At 54.0% G+C, this 17684-nt stretch carries 12 protein-coding genes, 5 tRNA genes and 3 rRNA genes; 1 reads left to right on the forward strand and 19 read right to left on the reverse strand.

The window, feature by feature from the left end:
- Positions 1–346 precede the first annotated feature (346 nt).
- From rplA to AC6I7J_RS17965, 9 genes are all read right to left on the reverse strand, one after another.
- The gene (gene rplA, locus AC6I7J_RS17925) at positions 347–1051 is read right to left on the reverse strand and encodes a 50S ribosomal protein L1 (RefSeq protein WP_021508208.1); all 705 of its coding nucleotides are present in this window, start codon (positions 1049–1051) and stop codon (positions 347–349) included.
- A 3-nt stretch (positions 1052–1054) separates the two neighbouring features.
- Positions 1055–1483 (reverse strand): 50S ribosomal protein L11, encoded by a 429-nt coding sequence (rplK, locus tag AC6I7J_RS17930; protein ID WP_013507401.1) that lies wholly within the window; start codon positions 1481–1483, stop codon positions 1055–1057.
- Between the two features lie 147 nt (positions 1484–1630).
- A complete protein-coding gene (gene nusG, locus AC6I7J_RS17935; protein ID WP_010616908.1) occupies positions 1631–2176 on the reverse strand; it encodes a transcription termination/antitermination protein NusG in 546 nt (181 codons plus the stop codon).
- A gap of 1 nt (position 2177) precedes the next feature.
- The gene (gene secE / locus AC6I7J_RS17940; RefSeq protein WP_021508209.1) at positions 2178–2561 is read right to left on the reverse strand and encodes a preprotein translocase subunit SecE; all 384 of its coding nucleotides are present in this window, start codon (positions 2559–2561) and stop codon (positions 2178–2180) included.
- Between the two features lie 227 nt (positions 2562–2788).
- The gene (gene tuf / locus AC6I7J_RS17945) at positions 2789–3973 is read right to left on the reverse strand and encodes an elongation factor Tu (protein WP_022547082.1); all 1185 of its coding nucleotides are present in this window, start codon (positions 3971–3973) and stop codon (positions 2789–2791) included.
- A 106-nt stretch (positions 3974–4079) separates the two neighbouring features.
- Positions 4080–4155: transfer RNA gene (locus AC6I7J_RS17950), tRNA-Thr, on the reverse strand.
- Between the two features lie 5 nt (positions 4156–4160).
- A tRNA-Gly gene (locus AC6I7J_RS17955) sits at positions 4161–4235 on the reverse strand.
- A 189-nt stretch (positions 4236–4424) separates the two neighbouring features.
- A tRNA-Tyr gene (locus tag AC6I7J_RS17960) sits at positions 4425–4509 on the reverse strand.
- A 7-nt stretch (positions 4510–4516) separates the two neighbouring features.
- A tRNA-Thr gene (locus AC6I7J_RS17965) sits at positions 4517–4592 on the reverse strand.
- Between the two features lie 396 nt (positions 4593–4988).
- On the opposite strand from AC6I7J_RS17965, the gene coaA reads away from it, so the two are divergent.
- The gene (gene coaA, locus AC6I7J_RS17970) at positions 4989–5939 is read left to right on the forward strand and encodes a type I pantothenate kinase (RefSeq protein ID WP_058759911.1); all 951 of its coding nucleotides are present in this window, start codon (positions 4989–4991) and stop codon (positions 5937–5939) included.
- 53 nt (positions 5940–5992) lie between these two features.
- Here coaA and birA read toward each other — a convergent pair whose 3' ends face one another.
- The 10 genes from birA to pepQ all read right to left on the reverse strand — a co-directional run bounded on the left by birA (position 5993) and on the right by pepQ (position 17670).
- Positions 5993–6955 carry a bifunctional biotin--[acetyl-CoA-carboxylase] ligase/biotin operon repressor BirA gene (gene birA / locus AC6I7J_RS17975; RefSeq protein WP_021508689.1) on the reverse strand — a complete coding sequence of 321 codons (963 nt, stop codon included), beginning with the start codon at positions 6953–6955 and terminating at the stop codon, positions 5993–5995.
- The gene (gene murB / locus AC6I7J_RS17980) at positions 6952–7989 is read right to left on the reverse strand and encodes a UDP-N-acetylmuramate dehydrogenase (protein WP_058769985.1); all 1038 of its coding nucleotides are present in this window, start codon (positions 7987–7989) and stop codon (positions 6952–6954) included. Before murB ends, birA begins: the two co-directional genes overlap by 4 nt.
- Positions 7990–8139: 150 nt before the next feature.
- Positions 8140–8255, reverse strand: a 5S ribosomal RNA gene (rrf, locus tag AC6I7J_RS17985).
- 203 nt (positions 8256–8458) lie between these two features.
- Positions 8459–11363: ribosomal RNA gene (locus AC6I7J_RS17990) — 23S ribosomal RNA — on the reverse strand.
- A 215-nt stretch (positions 11364–11578) separates the two neighbouring features.
- Positions 11579–11653: transfer RNA gene (locus AC6I7J_RS17995), tRNA-Glu, on the reverse strand.
- Between the two features lie 88 nt (positions 11654–11741).
- Positions 11742–13283, reverse strand: a 16S ribosomal RNA gene (locus AC6I7J_RS18000).
- Together the 16S, 23S and 5S rRNA genes with 1 tRNA gene alongside form the textbook arrangement of a ribosomal RNA operon.
- A 393-nt stretch (positions 13284–13676) precedes the next feature.
- Complete coding sequence (gene hemG / locus AC6I7J_RS18005; RefSeq protein WP_498006325.1) at positions 13677–14225, reverse strand: menaquinone-dependent protoporphyrinogen IX dehydrogenase; 549 nt, start codon at positions 14223–14225, stop codon at positions 13677–13679.
- Between the two features lie 17 nt (positions 14226–14242).
- Positions 14243–15694 carry a Trk system potassium transporter TrkH gene (trkH, locus tag AC6I7J_RS18010; RefSeq protein ID WP_021506935.1) on the reverse strand — a complete coding sequence of 484 codons (1452 nt, stop codon included), beginning with the start codon at positions 15692–15694 and terminating at the stop codon, positions 14243–14245.
- Positions 15695–15721: 27 nt separating this feature from the next.
- The gene (locus AC6I7J_RS18015) at positions 15722–16339 is read right to left on the reverse strand and encodes an IMPACT family protein (RefSeq protein WP_498006327.1); all 618 of its coding nucleotides are present in this window, start codon (positions 16337–16339) and stop codon (positions 15722–15724) included.
- On the reverse strand, positions 16339–17670 hold the full coding sequence (gene pepQ / locus AC6I7J_RS18020) for a Xaa-Pro dipeptidase (RefSeq protein ID WP_498006329.1): 1332 nt from the start codon (positions 17668–17670) through the stop codon (positions 16339–16341). Before pepQ ends, AC6I7J_RS18015 begins: the two co-directional genes overlap by 1 nt.
- Positions 17671–17684: the final 14 nt, after the last annotated feature.

The raw sequence follows: 17684 nt of genomic DNA on the forward strand, positions 1-17684 counted from the left end.
AGCTTTGCTCCTGGATTTGACCGGGAAAATTTCCCGGAACTCACTTCACTTACACACCCGAAGGCCGTAAGCGCGTTACACGGTGAGCAGAATCCAGTGAAGAAAAAATTCTTTTTGGTTCTGTCACCGTCTACGCAGGATATTAAGCATCACTTCCGAAGAGGTTCTGCTCCTGCGGTCTTGGACGGAGGCCAGGATCAGGCCTGGCTCCAACCTTAATCGCTGAATGACAAGGTGTTTAGACCTGTGCACTCCGCGACTATGAATTTGGGTTCTGAATTGACGGATCAACCAGAACAACGGGCGTAAGATTCTAGATGAATTTTTCGCCCGTTACAAGCAGCAATTAGTTTGCTGCTGCGTTCAGACCAGCCTGGTCAACGGCAACGCCGGCGCCCATGGTGGTAGAGATGCTGACTTTCTTGATGTACACGCCTTTCGCCTGAGCAGGTTTAGCTTTTTTCAGCGCAACCAGCAGAGATTCCAGGTTTTCTTTCAGTTTGTCAGCATCGAAGTCCACTTTACCAATGGTGGTGTGGATGATGCCGTTTTTGTCGTTACGGTAACGAACCTGACCCGCTTTAGCGTTTTTCACAGCTTCAGCAACGTTAGGAGTTACGGTACCAACTTTCGGGTTTGGCATCAGACCACGTGGGCCCAGAACCTGGCCCAGCTGGCCAACAACGCGCATTGCATCCGGAGAAGCAATAACAACGTCAAAGTTCATTTCGCCTTTCTTGATCTGATCAGCCAGGTCTTCCATACCTACCAGCTCAGCGCCAGCTGCTTTAGCAGCTTCAGCGTTTGCGCCCTGGGTAAAGACGGCAACACGTACTGAACGACCAGTACCGTGTGGCAGAACGGTCGCACCGCGTACGTTCTGGTCAGATTTACGTGCATCGATGCCGAGGTTAACAGCAACGTCCACGCTCTCTACGAATTTAGCGGTAGCCAGTTCTTTCAGCAGAGCAACAGCTTCGTTGATGTCATACTGTTTAGTCGCATCAACTTTGTCACGGATCACGCGCATGCGCTTGGTCAGCTTAGCCATTTCTTAGTCCTCCACTACCAGGCCCATGGAACGAGCAGTACCTTCGATAGAGCGAGTCATCGCTTCTACGTCAGCACCAGTCATGTCCGCAGCTTTGGTTTCTGCGATTTCACGTACCTGAGCACGAGTTACTTTACCGACTTTATCTTTGTTCGGCTTACCAGAACCAGACTTGATGCCTGCTGCTTTTTTCAGCAGAACGGCAGCCGGAGGCGTTTTGGTAACGAAGGTGAAAGAACGGTCGCTGTATACGGTGATAACTACTGGAGTCGGCAGACCTTTTTCCAGTGATTCTGTTTTGGCGTTGAACGCTTTACAGAATTCCATGATGTTAACACCCTGCTGACCCAGAGCCGGACCAACTGGTGGGCTCGGGTTAGCCATACCAGCTGCAACCTGCAGCTTGACGTAGGCTTGTACTTTCTTGGCCATGATATTTCCTCTATTGGGTATAGCGCCTGGCGAACAGGCTCCCCGTGATAACGATTTACACGCTGTTGCCAGCGCATAAAAACAAAAGGCGCGAAATTATAGGTAAATTTCGCGCCTTCCGCAAGAGCTAAAAAGTGAACAAAAGGCTTAGCCTTTCTCCACCTGAGCAAAGTCGAGTTCTACCGGCGTTGCACGGCCGAAGATAGAAACAGAAACCTTCAGGCGGCTCTTCTCGTAATCCACTTCTTCGACCACACCATTGAAGTCGGCAAACGGGCCGTCGTTGACACGCACCATCTCGCCTGGCTCGAACAGCGTTTTCGGACGCGGCTTATCACCCACCTGCTGCAGGCGGTTCATGATCGCATCCACTTCTTTATCACTGATCGGTGCCGGACGGTCAGAGGTACCACCAATGAAGCCCATTACACGCGGTACACTGCGCACTAAGTGCCAGCTGGCGTCATTCATCACCATCTGGACCAGTACGTAACCAGGGAAGAATTTGCGTTCGCTTTTGCGACGCTGGCCGCCACGGATTTCCACGACTTCTTCAGTCGGCACCATGACTTCGCCAAACAGTTCTTCCATGTTGTGCAGTTTGATATGCTCTTGCAGCGACTTGGCTACGCGGGCTTCAAAACCGGAAAACGCCTGAACGACGTACCAGCGTTTTTTTGGAGCTTCAGACATCTCAGAACCTCAGGCCAGTGATAAACGATACCAGACGGACCAGAATACCATCCAGCCCCCACAAAATCAGTGACATCACGGCAGTGACCGCGGCAACGATTAACGTGGTGTGCAATGTTTCCTGGCGAGTTGGCCAGATGACCTTACGCATTTCGGTTCTTGCTTCACGTGCAAAAGCCACGGTTGCTTTGCCTTTGGTAGTCAGCAACGCAATGCCGCCCGCCGCAGCGATCAACACCACGACAGCCAGCGCGCGTAAAGGCAGTGTCACATCGCGATACAGGTAGTTACCGACGATTGCTACCAGCAGCAATGCGATCACAACTACCCACTTTACCGCTTCCAGGCCGCGCCCGCTCCCTTGAGCTTCGGTATTCGCACTCATAAACCAACCTGCCACAATAATTCAGAAACTATTCTGCCCCGCAGAGCGAGGCATCCAAACCGAATGCGCTTTTGGGCATAACTCGGTATCCAGCGCCGTAATACAGAGCCTGTCTCAGCAATGATTATGATCGAAAATCACTGATGAGCCAGGTTCTGGTTAACAGCGTACAAAAAGGGCATCAAATGATGCCCTTTCCGTGTGCATTGCGTCAAATATTATCGCTATTACGCGATAACTTTAGCAACAACGCCCGCGCCAACGGTACGGCCGCCTTCGCGGATTGCGAAGCGCAGACCTTCGTCCATTGCGATTGGATGGATCAGGGTAACAACCATTTTGATGTTGTCGCCTGGCATTACCATCTCAACGCCTTCTGGCAGCTCTACTGAGCCGGTTACGTCAGTGGTACGGAAGTAGAACTGTGGACGGTAGCCTTTGAAGAACGGAGTATGACGGCCGCCTTCGTCTTTAGACAGAACGTAAACTTCTGACTCGAACTGGGTGTGTGGCTTGATGGTACCTGGCTTAGCCAGAACCTGACCACGCTGGATCTCTTCACGCTTGATACCGCGCAGCAGAACACCACAGTTCTCGCCTGCCTGACCCTGGTCCAGCAGTTTGCGGAACATTTCAACACCGGTACAGGTAGACTTGGCAGTCGCTTTGATACCTACGATTTCTACTTCGTCGCCCACTTTCACGATGCCGCGCTCAACACGACCGGTAACAACGGTACCACGGCCAGAGATTGAGAATACGTCTTCGATAGGCAGCAGGAACGGCAGGTCGATAGCACGGACTGGATCCGGGATGTAGTTATCCAGGTGCTCAGCCAGCTCAACGATTTTCGCTTCCCACTCAGCGTCGCCTTCCAGCGCTTTCAGCGCAGAACCGCGTACGATTGGGGTATCGTCGCCAGGGAAGTCGTAAGCAGACAGCAGGTCACGCACTTCCATCTCAACCAGTTCCAGCAGCTCTTCGTCATCAACCATGTCGCACTTGTTCAGGAACACGATGATGTAAGGAACGCCAACCTGACGACCCAGCAGGATGTGCTCACGGGTCTGTGGCATTGGGCCATCAGTCGCAGCAACAACCAGGATCGCGCCGTCCATCTGCGCAGCACCGGTGATCATGTTTTTCACATAGTCGGCGTGGCCTGGGCAGTCAACGTGTGCGTAGTGACGGGTCGGGGTTTCATATTCAACGTGAGAGGTGTTGATGGTGATACCACGAGCCTTCTCTTCTGGCGCGTTATCGATCTGATCGAATGCACGTGCCTGGCCGCCGTAGGTTTTTGCCAGAACGGTGGTGATTGCCGCAGTCAGAGTGGTTTTACCGTGGTCGACGTGACCGATGGTGCCCACGTTTACGTGCAGTTTGTTACGTTGAAATTGCTCTTTAGCCATCGCTTGTCCCTCTAAGACACGGATATATCAAAGATATCGTCACATTAACCAGGCAAAACCTGATGTTAGTTTTACAGAGAGAGAATCAGGAGAGAGATAAAGGAAGTGGTGCTGATACCCAGAGTCGAACTGGGGACCTCACCCTTACCAAGGGTGCGCTCTACCAACTGAGCCATATCAGCACATCTGGAGCGGGCAGCGGGAATCGAACCCGCATCATCAGCTTGGAAGGCTGAGGTAATAGCCATTATACGATGCCCGCATCCTGGAACTCGGCTACCTGTTCTTTCTGTAGCTTATGAATAATAAAAGAAGACCTTCTATTATTCGAGCCAGTCAGAGTTTCCGACTGACGGTGATCACGCTACTGCGCAATCTGAATTCGAAGGTGAGAGAGTTGAACTCACCCATCAGATAAGCCTTTATCTGACGCTCAACCGAGAGGTTGAGATGGTGGTGGGAGAAGGATTCGAACCTTCGAAGTCTGTGACGGCAGATTTACAGTCTGCTCCCTTTGGCCGCTCGGGAATCCCACCTACTTGATGGTGCCGGCTACCGGAATCGAACTGGTGACCTACTGATTACAAGTCAGTTGCTCTACCAACTGAGCTAAGCCGGCATCAAGTGACGCGCATTCTAGGAAGACCGGGTTCAGGATGCAACAAAAAAATTGCTAAATTTGCACTACCGCTTACTATTTGTGCAAATCCTCGCAAAACGCCCCGCCAGCGCAGCAAAAAGCAGCAAACATGGTGTGTTTTTCCGCCAGCCCACAGCCTGATTATTCTTTGATACCGCGTTAGCCTCATACTGTGATCATAAAAATGCGGGCCTGCTTACGAAAGCGTGCTCAGGTTTATCATTTTACTTCTTTTTAAAGTCACACTGGTGTTACCCTCCTGCCCATTGTTCTCGTTAAATTACCCCTGTGACGTGCAACTGAGTTCGACACATCGCTGTATGCCTGTTGCTGCAAGGTGTTGATGAGCCAGAATTTGCGGTCAGATGCATGCTTATGAGTAAAAAAACGACGCCACTGACGACGCCCTACCTGCAGTTTGATCGCCAGCAATGGGCTGCGCTGAGAGATTCTGTACCGATGACGCTGGCCGCCAGTGAAATTGAACGGCTGCGCGGTATCAATGAAGATCTTTCGCTGGAAGAAGTTGCCGAGATCTATCTGCCGCTATCACGTCTGCTGAACTTCTATATCAGTTCAAATCTGCGCCGTCAGGCGGTGCTGGAGCAGTTCCTTGGCACCAATGGCCAGAAGATCCCTTACATTATCAGTATTGCCGGCAGTGTCGCCGTCGGTAAAAGCACCACCGCGCGCGTGTTACAGGCGCTGCTTAGCCGCTGGCCCGAGCACCGCAAGGTGGAACTCATCACCACCGATGGCTTTTTGCACCCTAATGCGGTGCTGAAAGAGCGCGGCCTGATGAAAAAGAAAGGCTTCCCGCAGTCGTATGATATGCATCGACTGGTGAAGTTCGTATCCGATTTGAAATCGGGTGCCAGTCAGGTCACCGCACCGGTGTATTCACACCTGATTTACGATGTCATCCCGGATGGCGATAAGGTGGTGCAGCAGCCGGACATCCTGATTCTGGAAGGGCTGAACGTCCTGCAGAGCGGTATGGATTATCCGCACGATCCGCATCATGTATTTGTCTCAGATTTCGTCGACTTTTCAATATATGTCGATGCGCCAGAAAACTTATTAGAGCGCTGGTACGTTAATCGCTTTCTTAAATTCCGCGAAGGTGCCTTCAGCGATCCGGACTCTTATTTCCACCACTATTCTCAGCTGCCTGAAGAGGAAGCAGAGAGTATTGCACGTGGGTTATGGAAAGAAATTAACTGGCTGAATTTAAAAGAAAACATCTTACCTACGCGAGAGCGGGCCAGCCTGATCATGACCAAGTCTGCGGATCATGCCGTGCAAAGCGTGCGGTTACGAAAATAGTATTAAAAACGCCCTGCTTTATCAGGGCGTTTAATGCGTCACTGTTTACTGTGTTAATTAGCGGGACGTAATGAGATCTCGCCACCGACCCAGGATTTAATCTCACCATCCTGTTCCAGCAATAAACCGCCCTGCTTATCAATTCCGCGCGCAATGCCATGCACTTCACGATCGCCAATCAGCAGTTTCACCGGACGATGGATAAAGTTATCCAGCGCTTCCCAGCGGCCGACAAACGGCGCCAGCCCATCCCGTTCAAATAGAGGTAAAGCTTCACGCAGACGGTTTATCAGCCTGGCGGCGAGTTCGTTACGATTGATCTCGATGCCAGCTTCCTGCAGATTGATCCAACCCTGATTGATTTCCGCCGTGCCTTCGCCCCGCATCACCAGGTTGATCCCCGCGCCCATCACAATTTGCGCCGCATCGCCGGTTTTACCGGTGAGCTCAACCAGAATACCCGCCAGTTTACGATCCTGCAGATAGAGGTCATTTGGCCACTTAACGCGAACGTCTGCCGCGCCCAGCGACTGGATAACCTCTGCCATCACGATACCAATCACCAGACTCAGGCCCATTGCCGCAGCTGGCCCCTGCTCCAGTCGCCAGTACATGGACATGTAGAGATTGGCGCCAAACGGCGAGAACCATTTCCGTCCGCGCCGGCCGCGCCCGGCCTGTTGATATTCCGCGATGCACGCATAGCCGGAGTTCAGCTGGTCCATGCGATCAAGTAAATACTGATTCGTTGAGTCAATAACCGGAATCACCGCCAGATCCGGCTGATGCAGATGTGCCAGTATCGCCTCTTCATTCAGCAGCTGAATGGGCGCTGGCAGGCTGTAGCCTTTCCCTGTCACGGTGTAGACATCCAGGCCCCAGCTTTTCAGCGTCTGAATATGTTTATTCACGGCAGCGCGGCTCATACCGAGCGCCTCACCCAGCTGTTCACCAGAGTGGAATTCGCCATCAGCCAGCAGGGCGACCAGTTTTAATGGAACGCTATGATCTTTCATGAAATCACCTCGACGGCGTTACGCTCGCCCTGCGCGCCAATAAACCGCACCTCTGGCTCCAGCCACACGGCAAATTTTTTCCCCACCTCCTGACGCACATGATGGGCCAGGGCGACAATATCCTGCGGTGTGGCATTGTCTTCGTTGATCAGTACCAGTGCCTGCTGACGATGCACCGCAGCGCCGCCAAGACGATAGCCTTTCAACGCACACTGATCGATCAGCCAGCCCGCGGCCAGCTTGACCTCACCACTGTGCTGTGGATAGTGCGGCATAGCAGGATAGTGCGTGAGCAATGCCTCTGCCTGCTGAGCGGAAATCAGGGGGTTTTTAAAGAAACTGCCTACATTGCCTGTTACGCGCGGATCGGGCAGCTTGCTTTGTCGCATATGGCACACCGCATTGAATACGTCCCACGCGCATACGGTGGCGGGATTGAGCTTCGCCAGATCGCCATAGCTCAGTACCGGTTTCCACTGCTTGGCCAGACGCAGCCCGACGGCCACAATCACATAGTCATGCTTCATCGCGTGTTTGAAGATGCTGTCGCGATAGCCAAACTGGCACTCATCACGGTGCAGACGCGTGACTGTGCTATCCGGCAGGTGTAACACCTCGACGTACTGGCAAATATCTTTAAATTCAACACCGTAAGCGCCAATGTTCTGGATTGGTGCCGATCCCGTCACGCCTGGAATCAGCGCCAGATTTTCCAGCCCGGTGAGGCCTTTCTTTAGAGTGTGCTCAACTAACTGATGCCAGTTTTCGCCAGCACCAACGTGCAGATGCCAGGCTTCGTCGTGCTCTTCCAGGGTGATGCCTTTAATCGCGTTAATCACCACGCAGCCGGCAAAATCTTCGAGGAACAGGACGTTACTGCCCTCGCCAAGCACCATAAACGGCTGATTATTTTGCTGACTGGCGTGCCAGGCAGAGGAAATGGCTTCTGCGCTATCCGCAACAACAAGCTTTTCAGCCGCGATTGCAAGACCCAGTGTGTTGAACGCTTTCAGGGAAGTCTGAGGGCTGGACATGTTACGGCCTTTACTGATTAATCTGGCCGTAGTTTACCCGATTGCACGGTTTTACAGTGGGGAGTTTTCGCGTTTTTAGCGGGAAATTTGCCGAAGTACGGACGTAAAAAAGCCCCGGACTCTCGTCCGGGGCTTCTTTACTTATTTAATGCCTGGCAGTTCCCTACTCTCGCATGGGGAGGCCCCACACTACCATCGGCGCTACGGCGTTTCACTTCTGAGTTCGGCATGGGGTCAGGTGGGACCACCGCGCTGTTGCCGCCAGGCAAATTCTGGTGCGCGAAACGAATCTTTTTCACTGATGCCGCGTTGGCCGCCCTCGTAAAGTCAGTCACATACTCGTGTATGCTCCTTCCTTTCCTTCGGCCTGCCGCCTTGCCTCAGCGCAAAATCTTTCGTTTCCGCTAATTTTTCCGTCACAAGCTGAAAATTCTTTCGGTCTCTCAGACCAAAACGCCTCTGGCGTTGTAAGGTTAAGCCTCACGGGTCATTAGTACCGGTTAGCTCAACGCATCGCTGCGCTTACACACCCGGCCTATCAACGTCGTCGTCTTCAACGTCCCTTCAGGACCCTCAAGGGGTCAGGGAGAACTCATCTCGGGGCAAGTTTCGTGCTTAGATGCTTTCAGCACTTATCTCTTCCGCACTTAGCTACCGGGCAGTGCCATTGGCATGACAACCCGAACACCAGCGGTGCGTTCACTCCGGTCCTCTCGTACTAGGAGCAACCCCCCTCAATTCTCCAGCGCCCACGGCAGATAGGGACCGAACTGTCTCACGACGTTCTAAACCCAGCTCGCGTACCACTTTAAACGGCGAACAGCCGTACCCTTGGGACCTACTTCAGCCCCAGGATGTGATGAGCCGACATCGAGGTGCCAAACACCGCCGTCGATATGAACTCTTGGGCGGTATCAGCCTGTTATCCCCGGAGTACCTTTTATCCGTTGAGCGATGGCCCTTCCATTCAGAACCACCGGATCACTATGACCTGCTTTCGCACCTGCTCGAGCCGTCACTCTCGCAGTCAAGCTGGCTTATGCCATTGCACTAACCTCCTGATGTCCGACCAGGATTAGCCAACCTTCGTGCTCCTCCGTTACGCTTTGGGAGGAGACCGCCCCAGTCAAACTACCCACCAGACACTGTCCGCAGCCCGGATTACGGGCCTACGTTAGAACATCAAACATTAAAGGGTGGTATTTCAAGGTTGGCTCCACGCAGACTGGCGTCCGCGCTTCAAAGCCTCCCACCTATCCTACACATCAAGGCTCAATGTTCAGTGTCAAGCTATAGTAAAGGTTCACGGGGTCTTTCCGTCTTGCCGCGGGTACACTGCATCTTCACAGCGATTTCAATTTCACTGAGTCTCGGGTGGAGACAGCCTGGCCATCATTACGCCATTCGTGCAGGTCGGAACTTACCCGACAAGGAATTTCGCTACCTTAGGACCGTTATAGTTACGGCCGCCGTTTACCGGGGCTTCGATCAAGAGCTTCTCCTTGCGGATAACCCCATCAATTAACCTTCCGGCACCGGGCAGGCGTCACACCGTATACGTCCACTTTCGTGTTTGCACAGTGCTGTGTTTTTAATAAACAGTTGCAGCCAGCTGGTATCTTCGACTGGCCTCGGCTCCGGGAGCAAGTCCCTTCACCTACGCGCCAGCGTGCCTTCTCCCGAAGTTACGGCACCATTTTGCCTAGTTCCTTCACCCGAGTTCTCTCAAGCGCCTTGGTATTCTCTACCTGACCACCTGTGTCGGTTTGGGGTACGATTTCGTGTTACCTGGAGCTTAGAGGCTTTTCCTGGAAGCAGGGCATCAGTTACTTCACCGCCGTAGCGGCTCGTCGTCACGCCTCAGTGTTAAAGAAGACCGGATTTGCCTGGTCTTCACACCTGCACGCTTAAACCGGGACAACCGTCGCCCGGATAACCTAGCCTTCTCCGTCCCCCCTTCGCAGTAACACCAAGTACAGGAATATTAACCTGTTTCCCATCGACTACGCTTTTCAGCCTCGCCTTAGGGGTCGACTCACCCTGCCCCGATTAACGTTGGACAGGAACCCTTGGTCTTCCGGCGAGCGGGCTTTTCACCCGCTTTATCGTTACTTATGTCAGCATTCGCACTTCTGATACCTCCAGCATGCCTCACAGCACACCTTCAGCGGCTTACAGAACGCTCCCCTACCCAACAACACATAGTGTCGCTGCCGCAGCTTCGGTGCATGGTTTAGCCCCGTTACATCTTCCGCGCAGGCCGACTCGACCAGTGAGCTATTACGCTTTCTTTAAATGATGGCTGCTTCTAAGCCAACATCCTGGCTGTCTGTGCCTTCCCACATCGTTTCCCACTTAACCATGACTTTGGGACCTTAGCTGGCGGTCTGGGTTGTTTCCCTCTTCACGACGGACGTTAGCACCCGCCGTGTGTCTCCCGTGATAACATTCCTCGGTATTCGCAGTTTGCATCGGGTTGGTAAGCCGGGATGGCCCCCTAGCCGAAACAGTGCTCTACCCCCGAGGATGAGTTCACGAGGCGCTACCTAAATAGCTTTCGGGGAGAACCAGCTATCTCCCGGTTTGATTGGCCTTTCACCCCCAGCCACAAGTCATCCGCTAATTTTTCAACATTAGTCGGTTCGGTCCTCCAGTTAGTGTTACCCAACCTTCAACCTGCCCATGGCTAGATCACCGGGTTTCGGGTCTATACCCTGCAACTTAACGCCCGGTTAAGACTCGGTTTCCCTTCGGCTCCCCTATGCGGTTAACCTTGCTACAGAATATAAGTCGCTGACCCATTATACAAAAGGTACGCAGTCACCTAACAAGTAGGCTCCCACTGCTTGTACGTACACGGTTTCAGGTTCTGTTTCACTCCCCTCGCCGGGGTTCTTTTCGCCTTTCCCTCACGGTACTGGTTCACTATCGGTCAGTCAGGAGTATTTAGCCTTGGAGGATGGTCCCCCCATGTTCAGACAGGATACCACGTGTCCCGCCCTACTCGTCGGACTCACAATTCATGCATCTTCGTGTACGGGGCTGTCACCCGGTATCGCGCGACTTTCCAGACGCTTCCACTGATGCACAAGCTGATTCAGGTCCTGGGCTGCTCCCCGTTCGCTCGCCGCTACTGGGGGAATCTCGGTTGATTTCTTTTCCTCGGGGTACTTAGATGTTTCAGTTCCCCCGGTTCGCCTCGTTTGACTATGTATTCATCAAACGATGATGCACAGAGTGCACCGGGTTTCCCCATTCGGACATCGACGGCTGTAGCGGTTCATATCACCTTACCGTCGCTTTTCGCAGATTAGCACGTCCTTCATCGCCTCTGACTGCCAGGGCATCCACCGTGTACGCTTAGTCGCTTAACCTCACAACCCACAGGCGTTTTGCAACGCTGCGGACTGCAAGCATTTGAGAGACCCGAACGCATCGTTAATTTCATTCTTATTACGGAGAATGAATACGACGCGTCGTTTCAAATTTTCAGCTTGTTCCGGATTGTTAAAGAGCAATATCTCAAACACGACGTTACCGTCAGTTTTGAGATATTCTGTGGAGACACCTTTCACCTGTCACCAAGCAGTGGCGTCCCCTAGGGGATTCGAACCCCTGTTGCCGCCGTGAAAGGGCGGAGTCCTAACCGCTAGACGAAGGGGACACAAAGTGTCACGACTTCGCAGCCGTCCTGCTCGTTACTTTTCTATCAGACAATCTGTGTGAGCACTTCGCGGGAAAGTATCTTCAGGTAAGGAGGTGATCCAACCGCAGGTTCCCCTACGGTTACCTTGTTACGACTTCACCCCAGTCATGAATCACAAAGTGGTAAGCGCCCTCCCGAAGGTTAAGCTACCTACTTCTTTTGCAACCCACTCCCATGGTGTGACGGGCGGTGTGTACAAGGCCCGGGAACGTATTCACCGTAGCATTCTGATCTACGATTACTAGCGATTCCGACTTCATGGAGTCGAGTTGCAGACTCCAATCCGGACTACGACGCACTTTATGAGGTCCGCTTGCTCTCGCGAGGTCGCTTCTCTTTGTATGCGCCATTGTAGCACGTGTGTAGCCCTGGCCGTAAGGGCCATGATGACTTGACGTCATCCCCACCTTCCTCCGGTTTATCACCGGCAGTCTCCTTTGAGTTCCCGGCCGAGCCGCTGGCAACAAAGGATAAGGGTTGCGCTCGTTGCGGGACTTAACCCAACATTTCACAACACGAGCTGACGACAGCCATGCAGCACCTGTCTCAGAGTTCCCGAAGGCACCAAAGCATCTCTGCTAAGTTCTCTGGATGTCAAGGCCAGGTAAGGTTCTTCGCGTTGCATCGAATTAAACCACATGCTCCACCGCTTGTGCGGGCCCCCGTCAATTCATTTGAGTTTTAACCTTGCGGCCGTACTCCCCAGGCGGTCGACTTAACGCGTTAGCTCCGGAAGCCACGCCTCAAGGGCACAACCTCCAAGTCGACATCGTTTACGGCGTGGACTACCAGGGTATCTAATCCTGTTTGCTCCCCACGCTTTCGCACCTGAGCGTCAGTCTTCGTCCAGGGGGCCGCCTTCGCCACCGGTATTCCTCCAGATCTCTACGCATTTCACCGCTACACCTGGAATTCTACCCCCCTCTACGAGACTCAAGCCTGCCAGTTTCAAATGCAGTTCCCAGGTTAAGCCCGGGGATTTCACATCTGACTTAACAGACCGCCTGCGTGCGCTTTACGCCCAGTAATTCCGATTAACGCTTGCACCCTCCGTATTACCGCGGCTGCTGGCACGGAGTTAGCCGGTGCTTCTTCTGCGGGTAACGTCAATCGGCAAGGTTATTAACCTCACCGCCTTCCTCCCCGCTGAAAGTACTTTACAACCCGAAGGCCTTCTTCATACACGCGGCATGGCTGCATCAGGCTTGCGCCCATTGTGCAATATTCCCCACTGCTGCCTCCCGTAGGAGTCTGGACCGTGTCTCAGTTCCAGTGTGGCTGGTCATCCTCTCAGACCAGCTAGGGATCGTCGCCTAGGTGAGCCATTACCCCACCTACTAGCTAATCCCATCTGGGCACATCCGATGGTGTGAGGCCCGAAGGTCCCCCACTTTGGTCTTGCGACGTTATGCGGTATTAGCTACCGTTTCCAGTAGTTATCCCCCTCCATCGGGCAGTTTCCCAGACATTACTCACCCGTCCGCCACTCGCCACCCAAAGAGCAAGCTCTTCTGTGCTGCCGTTCGACTTGCATGTGTTAGGCCTGCCGCCAGCGTTCAATCTGAGCCATGATCAAACTCTTCAATTTAAGTTTGATTTGCTGCAACCAGTGCAGCGATGCTCTGTGAATTAAACTTCGTAATGAATTACGTGTTCACTCAGCAAAGACTTGATATTTTTTACGTCCGGAGACGCTGATATCAATCCTGCGAGTGCCCACACAGATTGTCTGATAAATTGTTAAAGAGCGGTGCGACGCGGCGTTCGGCCTGCTGTCGCGAGGTGGCGTATATTACGCTTTCCTCCTTCAGAGTCAAACACTTTTTTCAGCGTTTTTCTCCGGCGGGGTGAATCACTTCACGCCCTGCTGAGCCGTCTGCGTTGCCGCTTTGCCGTCTCAGTGGTGGCGCATTATAGGGCGTTAATTCTGGCTGACAAGGGTTTATTGCAAAAAAATGATCGTTCGGCCTAAATTTCACCACTACGCGTTATTTTGCGGCAATTTGCCTGGTAACTGTGCGAAATCCTGGGCAAAAAGCGTGACTTGCTGCCAGTCAGTGTATTCAACTTCTTTGGTGGTATCCGTTTCGCCGCCGGTCATACGCATAATGAACTGAATCATGATGCGATCGAACCAGCGATAGCGTGGATAGCGCAGCGCACCGGCAAACACCGCACTGCGATCCGGTTGCCACGGTGACTGCGCCAGGAACTTACGCGTATAGGCATTGGTTTCCGGCGTGCACTTATCGGCTTTACGCGCAGTAAGATTGACGCTGAAAAAGCCGCTGACGCGCTGCTGCAGTTCCGCCTTATATTGCGTGACGAATTTCATCAGCTCGGGCTGGAAGTGGCCATAGCGAATCGAGGCGCCAATCAGCACGCGATCATACTGTGCCCACTCCACCTGCGGTGCCTGCGCCAGATCCAGCACATCACACAACTGCTGCGGTGTCAGCGTGCGGGCAATACGCGCCGCGATTTCGCGGGTTTGCCCGTCACGGCTGGAATAAAGAATTAACGCTTTCATCACTCATTCCTGTTTTATTATTCGCGCCAGAAGGTGGGCGTGAACAGCACCAGCAGCGTGAACACTTCAAGGCGTCCAAACAGCATGGTGGAGATTAAAATCCACTTGGCGACATCATTCATCGACGTGAAGTTATCTGCCACCACACCCAGACCCGGGCCAAGGTTATTCAGCGTTGCCGCCACCGCGGCGAAGGCCGAGAAGTCATCCACGCCAGTGGCGATAATCGCCAGCATGCTGACCAGAAACACCAGCGCGTAAGCCGAGAAAAAGCCCCACACCGCTTCGAGAATACGTTCCGGCAGCGCACGGTTGCCCAGTTTAATGGTATAGACCGCATTGGGATGCACCAGGCGTTTCAGTTCGCGCGACCCTTGCTTGCACAGCAGCAGAATACGAATCACCTTCAGGCCACCGCCAGTCGAACCCGCCATACCGCCAATAAAGGCTGAACACAGCAGCAGCACCGGCAGGAACAGCGGCCAGCGCGCAATACTGTCGGTGGTAAAGCCCGCCGTCGTCGCCATCGATACCACCTGGAAAAACGCCTGATTGAGGGTTTGCCAGCCGCTGGAATAGACATTATGGAACCACAGCACCAGGGTACAAATCAGCACCAGCGTCAGCTGCACGCCAATGAACATGCGGAATTCCGGATCGCGCCAGTAGACTTTCAGGTTTCGCCCGCTGAGCAACGAGAAGTGCAGGCCGTAGTTACAGCCGGAGATCAGCAGGAAAATCGCCACGATGGTATTAATGGTCGGGCTATTGAAGTAGCCGATGCTGGCATCATGGGTAGAAAAACCGCCGATGGCGATGGTCGAGAAGCTGTGGCCGATAGCATCAAACATCGGCATGCCCGCCAGCCACAGCGCCAGCGCACAGGCCACCGTTAGCAGTACATAAATCAGCCACAGGGTTTTCGCCGTTTCGGCAATCCGCGGGCGCATTTTGTTATCTTTCAGCGGCCCCGGCATTTCGGCGCGATACAGCTGCATACCACCGACGCCAAGAATCGGCAGAATGGCCACCGCCAGCACGATGATCCCCATGCCGCCAAGCCACTGCAGCATCTGGCGATAGAACAGAATCGCTTTGGGCAGCGAGTCGAGCCCTACTAACGTAGTGGCACCGGTGGTGGTTAAGCCAGAGAACGATTCGAAGAAGGCGTCGGTCACCGACAGATGTGGCTGCTCGGCGAAGATAAACGGCATTGCCCCCACGCTGCCCAGCACGGTCCAGAACAGCACCACAATCAGAAAGCCTTCACGCGGTTTCAGCTCACTTTTTTGTTTGCGGTTGGGCCACCACAGCAGCGAACCGATGACGATCGCCATCATAAACGTCTGACTGAACGCGCGCCCGGCACCGTCGCGATAAATCAGGGCCACTAAGCCAGGCAGGATCATGGTTACCGAGAACAGAATCACCAGCAGGCCCACGATGCGGGTAATGGCGCGAAAATGCATTCAGCCGTTTCCTTTAAACAGATGCGGTTAGTTGTCCAGCGGGATCAGCGCCAAAGCGCCCCGGCTGTAATCAGAAAGGTTTTGCCTGAAGCCATCAATCTGCGGATGGGGCAACGCCAGACGTAGCGTAATGCGATCCTGATAATGGCTCTGTTCAAGGCTACCGTCAAAACGCTGCAGCAGACGCTCTATATCGCTCAGTTGCGCATAGTCACACTGCAGGGTGAAACATTGCATCGGCACTTTACGCTGGCGCGCCAGCAGCTTCAGCCCCTGCTGCACGCCGCCACCGTAGGCTTTCACCAGCCCGCCGGTGCCCAGCATGATACCGCCATAATAGCGCACCACCACGGCGGTGATCTCGCCCACGCCGCTGCCCATCAGCTGCGCCAGCATCGGCTTACCGGCCGTGCCGGAGGGTTCGCCATCGTCAGAAAACCCCAGCTGTTGTGAATCATCGGGCGCGCCCGCCACCCAGGCCCAGCAGTGATGCCGCGCGGTCGGGTGTTCGTGCTTTACCTGCTGCACAAAGGCGCGCGCAGCGGCCACCCCATCGGTATGCGCCAGCAGGGTAATAAAGCGGCTCTTTTTGATGGTCTCCTCGCTGAGACTGACGGCCTCAGCGGGAATGTCGTAAGCGTCCATCAGGCCAGATGCAAGTCACGCGTCATGTTTTCGATGCGGCTGGCGTGAATCACCACATTATCCTCGATACGAATGCCCCCGTACGGCTTCAGGGCATCAATCGCCTGCCAGTCAAAGTGCTGACTGAACTTACCGCTGCGCAGCGGCGCCAGCAGTGAATCGATAATATAGAAGCCCGGTTCAATGGTCAGCACCATGCCCGGCTGCAGCACCCGCGTACAGCGCAGATAAGGATATTGCGATGGCGCCGCCAGATGCGTGCCGCTGTCGTCCTGCATAAACCCGGCAACGTCGTGCACCTGCAGGCCCAGCGGATGGCCGAGGCCGTGCGGCATGAAGGGGCCGGTGAGGTTTTCCGCCACCAGCGTCTCTTCGCTCAGCCCCTGCACCAGTTCAAACTTCAGCAGCAGACGCGCGATACGCTGATGCATTTGCAGATGGTAATCGGTATAGCGCACGCCAGCTTTCAGCGTGGCGATCAGCGCCAGCTCTTCTTTATTCATCGCAGCAACCATTTCCGCGTAGCGCGTTTTGCTCTGCGCCGCGTAGCTCCGCGTCAAATCGGCCGCATAGCCAAGATACTCTGCGCCGGCATCAATCAGGAAGCTGTGACGTTTCGCCGGCGGCTGGTGATCAAGCCGGGTGTAGTGCAGTACCGCAGCATGTTCATTCAGCGCGATGATATTGCCATACGGTACATCAATGTCACGGTGGCCGGTGGCGGTCAGATAGGCAAGATTGATATCAAACTCGCTCATGCCGGAGAAGAATGCCTCTTTCGCTGCGCGATGGCCTGCCACCGCCAGCTTCTGCGCTTCGCGCATACAGGCCAGCTCGTAATCGGTTTTGATGCTGCGATGATAATGCAGGAAGTCGATGACGCCCTGAGGATTGATCCCCTCGCTGCGGATGCCCAGTTGGGTGGCGCGGGACGGTACCGGCCCGATATAGGCCACATTGTCGCGCTGTGCCGGCAACAGCTGAGCGATATCGTCAGCGTTTTTCAGGCCGATGACCTCGACATCCTGGGTCCAGAAGCTGTCCGGCAGTGGCTCGACGTTGTGCCAGTAATCGACCGGCGAGTAGAACCACAGTTTGGGTTTATTCACGCCATCGATCCACAGCCAGCAGTTGGGCACCTGGGTCACTGGCACCCAGGCTTTAAACTGCGGATTCACCTTAAACGGATAGTCATGATCGTCAAGAAATACGGTCAGCAACTCGCCTGAATGAATCAGCATGGCGTCCAGCTTAAAGCGCGCCAGCACCTGTTGCACACGCTGCTGCAGCGTTGAAATATGCGCGTGATACAGGGTTTTCAGTGAATCCATGGACTTGTCTCCGA

The organism is Type-C symbiont of Plautia stali, from assembly GCF_059730935.1.

Coding starts and splice junctions, on each gene's coding strand:
- murB (WP_058769985.1), bottom strand. CDS start 7,989: ATGTCCAGCCCTCAGACTTCCCTGAAAGCGTTCAACACACTGGGTCTT.
- birA (WP_021508689.1), bottom strand. CDS start 6,955: ATGAAAGATCATAGCGTTCCATTAAAACTGGTCGCCCTGCTGGCTGAT.
- hemG (WP_498006325.1), bottom strand. CDS start 14,225: ATGAAAGCGTTAATTCTTTATTCCAGCCGTGACGGGCAAACCCGCGAA.
- AC6I7J_RS18015 (WP_498006327.1), bottom strand. CDS start 16,339: ATGGACGCTTACGACATTCCCGCTGAGGCCGTCAGTCTCAGCGAGGAG.
- rplK (WP_013507401.1), bottom strand. CDS start 1,483: ATGGCCAAGAAAGTACAAGCCTACGTCAAGCTGCAGGTTGCAGCTGGT.
- nusG (WP_010616908.1), bottom strand. CDS start 2,176: ATGTCTGAAGCTCCAAAAAAACGCTGGTACGTCGTTCAGGCGTTTTCC.
- trkH (WP_021506935.1), bottom strand. CDS start 15,694: ATGCATTTTCGCGCCATTACCCGCATCGTGGGCCTGCTGGTGATTCTG.
- secE (WP_021508209.1), bottom strand. CDS start 2,561: ATGAGTGCGAATACCGAAGCTCAAGGGAGCGGGCGCGGCCTGGAAGCG.
- rplA (WP_021508208.1), bottom strand. CDS start 1,051: ATGGCTAAGCTGACCAAGCGCATGCGCGTGATCCGTGACAAAGTTGAT.
- pepQ (WP_498006329.1), bottom strand. CDS start 17,670: ATGGATTCACTGAAAACCCTGTATCACGCGCATATTTCAACGCTGCAG.
- tuf (WP_022547082.1), bottom strand. CDS start 3,973: ATGGCTAAAGAGCAATTTCAACGTAACAAACTGCACGTAAACGTGGGC.
- coaA (WP_058759911.1), top strand. CDS start 4,989: ATGAGTAAAAAAACGACGCCACTGACGACGCCCTACCTGCAGTTTGAT.